The sequence below is a fragment of the Pseudoduganella sp. genome (assembly GCF_041914865.1).
Classification (GTDB): Bacteria; Pseudomonadota; Gammaproteobacteria; order Burkholderiales; family Burkholderiaceae_D; genus Rugamonas.
Genome location: NZ_JAYSCO010000020.1, coordinates 75,706 through 82,919, shown reverse-complemented (window position 1 = coordinate 82,919; position 7,214 = coordinate 75,706). Strand labels below are relative to the sequence as shown.

General features: G+C 62.8%; 9 protein-coding genes and 1 tRNA gene. 6 read left to right on the top strand and 4 right to left on the bottom strand.

Going from position 1 to position 7,214, the window contains the following annotated elements; genetic code table 11:
- Positions 1-92: 92 nt before the first annotated feature.
- Positions 93-166: transfer RNA gene (locus ACE3TQ_RS12000), tRNA-Cys, on the top strand.
- 213 nt (positions 167-379) lie between these two features.
- Here the strand turns inward: ACE3TQ_RS12000 and ACE3TQ_RS11995 are convergent.
- The 4 genes from ACE3TQ_RS11995 to ACE3TQ_RS11980 form a co-directional block, all read right to left on the bottom strand.
- Complete coding sequence (locus ACE3TQ_RS11995) at positions 380-892, bottom strand: RES family NAD+ phosphorylase (protein WP_374582426.1); 513 nt, start codon at positions 890-892, stop codon at positions 380-382.
- Complete coding sequence (locus tag ACE3TQ_RS11990; protein ID WP_374582425.1) at positions 889-1,305, bottom strand: DUF2384 domain-containing protein; 417 nt, start codon at positions 1,303-1,305, stop codon at positions 889-891. The genes ACE3TQ_RS11995 and ACE3TQ_RS11990 overlap by 4 nt, the downstream gene beginning before the upstream one ends.
- 117 nt (positions 1,306-1,422) lie before the next feature.
- Entirely contained in the window at positions 1,423-2,340 is a 918-nt protein-coding gene (locus ACE3TQ_RS11985; RefSeq protein ID WP_374582424.1) for a TIGR03571 family LLM class oxidoreductase, read from the bottom strand.
- A 43-nt stretch (positions 2,341-2,383) separates the two neighbouring features.
- Entirely contained in the window at positions 2,384-3,556 is a 1,173-nt protein-coding gene (locus ACE3TQ_RS11980) for an MFS transporter (RefSeq protein ID WP_374582423.1), read from the bottom strand.
- 152 nt (positions 3,557-3,708) lie between these two features.
- On the opposite strand from ACE3TQ_RS11980, the gene ACE3TQ_RS11975 reads away from it, so the two are divergent.
- The 5 genes from ACE3TQ_RS11975 (at position 3,709) to groL (ending at position 7,185) form a co-directional block, all read left to right on the top strand.
- Positions 3,709-4,068, top strand: coding sequence for a hypothetical protein (locus ACE3TQ_RS11975; RefSeq protein ID WP_374582422.1), 360 nt, complete (start codon positions 3,709-3,711; stop codon positions 4,066-4,068).
- Between the two features lie 96 nt (positions 4,069-4,164).
- A complete protein-coding gene (locus tag ACE3TQ_RS11970) occupies positions 4,165-4,434 on the top strand; it encodes a hypothetical protein (RefSeq protein WP_374582421.1) in 270 nt (89 codons plus the stop codon).
- Positions 4,435-4,457: 23 nt separating this feature from the next.
- Positions 4,458-5,087, top strand: coding sequence for a diguanylate cyclase (locus tag ACE3TQ_RS11965; RefSeq protein WP_374582420.1), 630 nt, complete (start codon positions 4,458-4,460; stop codon positions 5,085-5,087).
- A 146-nt stretch (positions 5,088-5,233) separates the two neighbouring features.
- Entirely contained in the window at positions 5,234-5,554 is a 321-nt protein-coding gene (locus ACE3TQ_RS11960) for a co-chaperone GroES (protein ID WP_374582419.1), read from the top strand.
- A gap of 26 nt (positions 5,555-5,580) precedes the next feature.
- Complete coding sequence (gene groL / locus ACE3TQ_RS11955; protein ID WP_374582418.1) at positions 5,581-7,185, top strand: chaperonin GroEL; 1,605 nt, start codon at positions 5,581-5,583, stop codon at positions 7,183-7,185.
- The last annotated feature ends 29 nt before the right edge of the window (positions 7,186-7,214 follow it).

The window sequence follows — 7,214 nt, the reverse complement described above, 5'->3', positions numbered from 1 at the left end:
CAACCTTGCCAAGGTTGAGGTCGAGAGTTCGAGACTCTTTTCCCGCTCCAGAATTCCTGAAGCAGCAAATCAGCTGATTCAAACGCCTCAACGGCGGGGTAGCAAAGTGGTTATGCAGCGGCCTGCAAAGCCGTGTACGCCGGTTCGATTCCGGCCCTCGCCTCCAAAAAAATCAAGCACTTAGCTTGCGCAAAGCCGGGAATTCCCCGGCTTTTTTGCGTTCAAAACCCCTCAATACGCTTGGTTGCTACCTCGCTTGGGTAGCAATGCTATCCTGAAACGGCCTCGGTTGGCCGTCTACGCGAGTTGGCCGTGAACGCGAGTATTCTGTCACTTCAAATATCCTCCACTTGGTTAACCAGCAAACCCACCTCGGGCGCTATTCCCAAGACTGTTGATTCTTTGGAAGTGCGTTGTTGGGGTCGTACGCGGTGATGCTATCCAGCGCAGTGAGTGCATCCGGGTATATGACCAGGTTAGTGCCGCCGGTGATCGTCGAGTTGAACAGGATGCCTTTGGCGCCCGCCTCCAAAACTTGGTCGCCGATGACCCAGGAGGGTGGTTCGATCCCTTGGTTGAAATGCATGTTTCGCCAGTCGCAGTAAAAGTCCTGCCAAATCGGGGTCCAGTCGCTGGTATAGCCCGCTCGAAAGTCCACAATTGAGTTGACACTCACCTTGTAGCTGACCATGAGTCCTGGAGGAAGGAGGGGGTCAAGCTGCTGATATTCGGACAATGCGGTCTCCAACTCCAACGACAGGTAAAGCGCGTTGACGCCCGGCCGGTTGGCACGACCGCCAGAGATGCCAGCACCCGCCCCTGAGGTTGGGGCAAACGACCATTTCGGCTGATGGACCCGGTAGGCGACCGAATTGAACGAGGCGACGATCATCCGGTGTAACCGGCTCGGAGCGATTGAAGGTATTTGATGAGGGCTTCGGTGCGTTTTTCCGAGACGAGCTCCTGTGGTGTCTTGTAGTCGAACACCGGCAATGGATTGTTCTTGAACCAGAAAAGTGCTTTTTCAATACTGGCGGACACGTCAGTGGCCGCACGTATAACGCGAAGAGAATCGCGCAAGTATGACTGAACCGTTTCTGCGTCCGGCGCCCGGTTAAGGGTATTTCTATGCACGTGTGCCTGGGAGGCGAGGGTTTGCATATCGACCCTGAAAACCAGTCCGAACCGTTTCGGCGAAATCGATGGACTTGCCTCAGCATTGAGGAAATCCATAAACGCATCGAAGTTGCGATTGAAAACGGGAGCAACCTCGCCTGGAGGAGTGATCATTTCTGCGCTATCCATGCTTACTCCGTGATGCACTATTTATGCATCATTATTGCACTATTTTTCCAGACTTTCGAATGCGCGTAGCGGGCGTTTTGACGGCCCGCAACATGTGATGGGTAAGAGTTTTAGGTCTTACAAGACCGGCATCACGTATTCGGCGATTTCGCGCAACGTTTCATCAAGTGGACGCCGGTTGCGGCGGAAATGCAGGCCGACGTGATCGACCCCGGCGGCGCGTAGGGCCTGCAGTTCCGCGAGCAGGGCATTGCGTCCGCCGCGAAAGCCAAAGCGCCAGCGCAGCATGGGCTCGTCCGGGTTTTCGCTCAAGTCCAGGTGGATGAAGGTGGCGTAGGGCTTGGCGCCTGCCACCGCCCGCCAGGCCGCGACGCGGCGGGCATGGTCTTGCGCTGTGCCGGGATAGGCCAGGGTGCCGTCCATGTTTGCGCCGGCCCACTCCGGACTTTGCTGCGCCAGGCCGGCGACGAGGAGGGGCGGTGGTGCTTCCGTGCGCGGCAACAGCTGCAGGCCGGATGGCAGGCTGGATTGGGCGGCGTCGCGCAGCAGTGCTACCTGGCTGCGGAAATTCTCGCCGCGCCCTGCAAAGTCGCGCCCGAACAGCGGGTATTCCACCGGGCGGTCGCCGCTGGCAACGCCCAGCAGCAGGCGGTTGCCGCTCAGGCGCTGCACCGTGGCGGCGGATTTCAGGGTGAGCAGCGGTTCGCGGATCGGCAGTACCACAGCAGCGGTGCCGAGCAGGATGTTCTGCGTGATGCCGGCCAGGTAGCCGAGGTAGGAGAACACCTCGAATACCTGGGCGGCGTCGCCGAAGGATGGGTCGTAGATTGGCACGTCGCGCACCCACAGGGCGCGGAAACCCAGGCGGTCGGCCAGTTGCGCCAGTTCCGCGTGGCGCTGCAGGTCTGGTTCGCCGGGCAGGCGGCCTGCCTGCTGGCGGGCCTGCTCGCCAGCGTGGGTCCAGTCGTTGTCCAGCGGGGCTTCGATGCCGATGCTGAAGCCGCCCTCGGTCAGGCGGGCCAGGGTTGCGTTCATGGGGACGGCTCCTTCAAGCAAAATTATTTATATCGTTTTCGATTCAGGCGCTGGGCGCGGTGGATGGCGCTGCGCTTTGGCTTGGCTTGCCTATCCAGGCCAGGGCCAGGCCGCCGGCTGCGAGCGCGGCGCCGACCCAGGGCACTGCGGCGTAGCCGAAGCCCTGGCTGATCACTACCCCGCCAAGGGCGGCGCCGACCGCGTTGCCCAGGTTGAACGCACCCACGTTGACCGAGGAAGCCAGGCCGGGTGCCTGGGAGGCGGCCTGCATCACGCGCATCTGCACCGGCGGCACGATGCCGAAGGCGGCTGCGCCCCACACCACCAAGCCGATCGCGGCGCCGGCTTCGGTCGCCATCACCATCGGCAGCAATGCCATGGTGGCTGCCAGCAGGGCGAGAATGAGCTTGGTCGCGCCATCGAGCGACCAGTCGGCCAGGCGGCCGCCCAGGCTGTTGCCGATGGTGAAGCCGATGCCGATCAGGACCAGTGCGAAGGCCACGAAGCCTGGGCTGGCGTGGGTGATGTCCGCCAGGATCGGGGCGACGTAGGTGTAGAGGGCGAACATGGCGCCCGAACCGAGCACGGTGGTGCCCATTGCCAGCAGGACTCCGGGACTGGTCAGCACCTTCAGCTCGCGGCGTACATCGGGGCGTGCGCCGGGTTCACCCTTGGGCAATGCCAGCCAGAGTGCGGCCATGGTGAGCAAACCGAGGATTGCGGTGCCGCCGAAGGCAATGCGCCAGCCGACTTGCTGTCCGATCCAGGTGGCGGCCGGTACGCCGCCGATATTGGCGACGGTCAGGCCCATGAACATGGCGGCAATGGCGCTGGCCTGCTTTTCCTTGGGCACCACGCTGGCGGCCACCACGGCGCCGATGCCGAAGAAGGCGCCGTGATTCAAGCTGGTGACCAGGCGCGACACCAGCAGGGTCGTATAGCCCGGTGCGAAGGCGGACAGCAGGTTGCCGACGGTGAAAATCAGCATCAGCGACATCAGCGCGGTGCGCTTGCCGAAGCGGCTGAACAGCAAAGTCATGATCGGCGCGCCCAGCATGACGCCTACCGCGTACGCGGAGACCAGCATGCCGGCGGAGGGAATGCTGACGCCGACGCCATCGGCGATCACGGGCAGCAGGCCCATTGGGGCGAATTCAGTGGTGCCAATGGCGAAGGCGCCGGTGGCCAGGGCAAGCAGTGCGCTAGATGATCTCATTTGCAACTTCTCGTTCAGTTGGAATGGATCGCACTGTACAGAAGCAATACTTGCGGATTAAGCCCTGTATCCGCCAAAGTCTTTTGATTCCGGCTCAACAATCGGGCGCGGAACGGTCATAATGTGCGCTTTTACCGAAACCTGAGAGTGCCATGGCAGTTTCCAAATCCCGTCTCGATGCATCCCGTTTCTTCCTGCGCCTTGCCATTGGCAGCATGGCAATCCTCATGGGCTTTGAAGCCCTGCGGCATGCCGCCTTCCCGTCCACCCTGGGCGGGGCCGGTTTTTGGGCCCTGCACGTGGCCGAAATGCTGTGCGGGGCGCTGATCGTGCTCGGCTTCCTGATGCCTTATGCCAGTGTGTTGCTGACGGCCGTGGTGGCCTATCCGCTGGTGGTGGGCTGGATGCACGGTGCGCCCGTCCTGGGCAACCTGCATGGCTTGTTCATGCTGTGCGTCGTGCTGTCCACCGCTCTGGGCGGCGCCGGGCAGTGGGCGTTGGGGCGCGACTAAGGCTGGGCGGGAAGTTTCCTGACATGCGCGGAACTTGATTTCCGCGCCCGCCGTCCCTAGATAATTTGCCCTGTTATGTATTCATGAGGAGTGACTATGGAACATGATGAGGCATTACTGGACAGTCTGGCGGCCCTGCGCGCCGCGCATGACAAAGCGAGCCGGCTGATGGCGGAGATCGCCGCCCTGGGGGCAGTGGCCCTGAAAGGGCGCGGCTCGGTACCGTCGTTGCTGCAGCTGCAAAACTATATGCAGGCGCTGGCCCAGGCGCAGCAGCAAGCCGCCCAATGCGAGGAACTGCTGCTGGGCGGTTCTTCCCGCACCGTGGCCGAGGCGGCGACAGGCGGCAGGCCTTACGTACATTGAGGCGCGGGCAGGAGGACTTTGCCATGCAAATCTTCGATGCACTTTCCGCGCACATTTCCGATATGGGCTTACCCCTCTTTGCTGTCAGCGCCACGCGCGCCGACTGGCCCGATACGCCCTTGCTGCTATTCCTGCACTGGCACGGCTTCCGCCGCGCGACGCCGTTGCACCTGGAAGGCGTGCCAATGCCGGCGCGCGCGGTGCCCAGTTCGGCATTGCAGTTCGACGGTCCCGGATTAAGTCCGACAGCGGCGGAAGAAGCCCTGCTGGAAGCGGCCTGGCGGCTGGGGGCCTGGCAGCTGGAGCGCCAGCAACTGCGTGCCTGCAATACCGCCGGCGCGCCCGATAGCGAGGCGTTTGCCTGCCGCCTTGCTTTCGGCGACAACCCGGCTGGCTATCCGGAGGAGCCGGTGCTGGGCGGCGACCTGGACGTCCGTCTGGCGCAGATGGCGCTGGCCGCACAGCGCGGTTACCAGCAGTGGCTGTTCCAGCCCGTCAAGGGCGGCGTGTGGGCGGGCGTTGGTCCGCTGGACGACAGCCTGGGCGCCGATGGCGGGCGGCAGTCCGACTGTCCGGTGCGGCCATCGCCGCCGGCGCCTGGGCAGCGCGTGGTGTACCAGCTTGGGCATCACAAGCACCTGATCGTGCCCTGAAACATTTTGTTACAACCTGCCTGCGGCAACCGTCTTGAAAAGGAAAAACCGAAAACATATTTCCGGAAACGCTGAAGTCTGGCTCCAGCATCGACTGGACCGATTCACTTTTTAAATGATCTGACCACCATTTGGAGATTGAAGAGATGAACATTCGTCCCCTCTATGACCGGGTTATTGTGAAGCGAATTGAAAAACAACGCCAAACTGCCTCCGGCATCGTGATCCCTGATTCCGCCACCGAGAAGCCCGAGCAGGGCGAAGTGCTGGCGGTCGGCCAAGGCCGCGCCTTGCCGGACGGCGGCCTGCGCCCGCTGGCCGTGAAGGTCGGCGACTCCGTCCTGTTCGGCAAATACGCCGGCCAGGCCGTCAAGCTTGACGGTGAAGAACTGCTGGTGCTGCGCGAGGAAGACATCCTCGGCGTGATCGAGCACGCCGCAACCAGCGCCACCGCCAAAGCCGCCTGAGTCCAACCGTTTTAGGGAGAAAGAACATGACTGCAAAAGACGTTCAATTCAATGAGGACGCCCGCACCCGCATCGTCAAGGGCGTCAATGTACTGGCCAACGCCGTCAAGGTCACGCTGGGCCCTAAAGGCCGCAACGTGGTGATTGAGCGCAGCTTCGGCGCACCGACCATTACCAAGGATGGCGTTTCGGTCGCCAAAGAAATTGAGCTGAAGGACCGCCTGGAAAACATGGGTGCGCAAGTGGTCAAACAGGTCGCCTCCAAGACCGCCGATGTGGCGGGCGACGGCACCACCACCGCGACGGTGCTGGCCCAGGCCATCGTCCAGGAAGGCATGAAGTACGTGGCTGCCGGCATGAACCCGATGGATCTCAAGCGCGGCATCGACCAGGCCGTTGCCGCCGCGATCAACGAGCTGAAGGCGATCTCGCGCCCGATCGCCACCAGCAAGGAGATCGCGCAAGTGGGCGCCATTTCGGCCAACTCCGACAGCGCCATCGGCGACATCATCGCCCAGGCCATGGAGAAGGTGGGCAAGGAAGGCGTCATCACGGTGGAAGACGGCAAGTCGCTGGAGAATGAGCTGGATGTGGTGGAAGGCATGCAGTTCGACCGCGGCTACCTGAGCCCATACTTCATCAACGATCCGGACAAGCAGCTGGCGCGCCTGGATGACCCGCTGGTCCTGCTGTGCGACAAGAAGATCAGCAATATCCGCGAACTGCTGCCGGTGCTGGAGCAATCGGCCAAGGCCGGTAAGCCGCTGTTCATCGTGGCGGAAGATGTGGAAGGCGAAGCGCTGGCAACCCTGGTGGTGAACTCGGTGCGCGGCATCCTGAAAGTGGCCGCCGTCAAGGCGCCGGGCTTCGGCGACCGCCGCAAGGCCATGCTGGAAGATATCGCCGTGCTGACCGGCGCCACTGTGATTTCGGAAGAAACCGGCCACACGCTGGAAAAAGCCACCCTGGAGCACCTGGGCAGCGCCAAGCGCATCGAAGTGCAGAAGGAAGCCACCACCATCATCGACGGCGCCGGCGAACAGCAGCGCATCGATGCGCGCGTGGCTTCGATCCAGGCCCAGATCGAGCAGGCCACCAGCGACTACGACAAGGAAAAGCTGCAGGAGCGTGTCGCCAAGCTGGCCGGCGGCGTGGCCGTGATCAAGGTTGGCGCAGCCACCGAAGTGGAAATGAAGGAGAAGCGCGACCGCGTCGACGATGCCCTGCACGCCACCCGTGCGGCGGTGGAGGAGGGCATCGTGCCGGGCGGCGGCGTAGCACTGCTGCGCGCACGTGCCGCGATCACCCAGCTGAAAGGCGCCAATGCCGACCAGCACGCAGGCGTGCAGATCGTACTGCGCGCGCTGGAGGCGCCGTTGCGCGTGATCGTCGCGAACGCCGGTGAAGAGCCGTCCGTGGTGGTGGCCAAGGTGGCCGAGGGCAAGGGCAACTTCGGCTACAACGCCGCTACCGGCGAGTATGTCGACATGGTGGAAAACGGCGTGATCGACCCGACCAAGGTCACCCGCACCGCGCTGCAGAACGCCGCCTCCATCGCCGGCCTGCTGCTGACGACCGAAGCGACCATCGCCGACGCAGCGCCTGAAGAGAAGGCTGCGCAGCCAGCCTGACCCGGCTTCACTAAAAAGGCCATGCCCGT

What these genes read in the sequence shown, in the direction of transcription:
- ACE3TQ_RS11995 (WP_374582426.1), bottom strand. Translation starts at nt 892, where the DNA reads ATGATCGTCGCCTCGTTCAATTCGGTCGCCTACCGGGTCCATCAGCCG.
- ACE3TQ_RS11990 (WP_374582425.1), bottom strand. Translation starts at nt 1,305, where the DNA reads ATGGATAGCGCAGAAATGATCACTCCTCCAGGCGAGGTTGCTCCCGTT.
- ACE3TQ_RS11985 (WP_374582424.1), bottom strand. Translation starts at nt 2,340, where the DNA reads ATGAACGCAACCCTGGCCCGCCTGACCGAGGGCGGCTTCAGCATCGGC.
- ACE3TQ_RS11980 (WP_374582423.1), bottom strand. Translation starts at nt 3,556, where the DNA reads ATGAGATCATCTAGCGCACTGCTTGCCCTGGCCACCGGCGCCTTCGCC.
- ACE3TQ_RS11975 (WP_374582422.1), top strand. Translation starts at nt 3,709, where the DNA reads ATGGCAGTTTCCAAATCCCGTCTCGATGCATCCCGTTTCTTCCTGCGC.
- ACE3TQ_RS11970 (WP_374582421.1), top strand. Translation starts at nt 4,165, where the DNA reads ATGGAACATGATGAGGCATTACTGGACAGTCTGGCGGCCCTGCGCGCC.
- ACE3TQ_RS11965 (WP_374582420.1), top strand. Translation starts at nt 4,458, where the DNA reads ATGCAAATCTTCGATGCACTTTCCGCGCACATTTCCGATATGGGCTTA.
- ACE3TQ_RS11960 (WP_374582419.1), top strand. Translation starts at nt 5,234, where the DNA reads ATGAACATTCGTCCCCTCTATGACCGGGTTATTGTGAAGCGAATTGAA.
- groL (WP_374582418.1), top strand. Translation starts at nt 5,581, where the DNA reads ATGACTGCAAAAGACGTTCAATTCAATGAGGACGCCCGCACCCGCATC.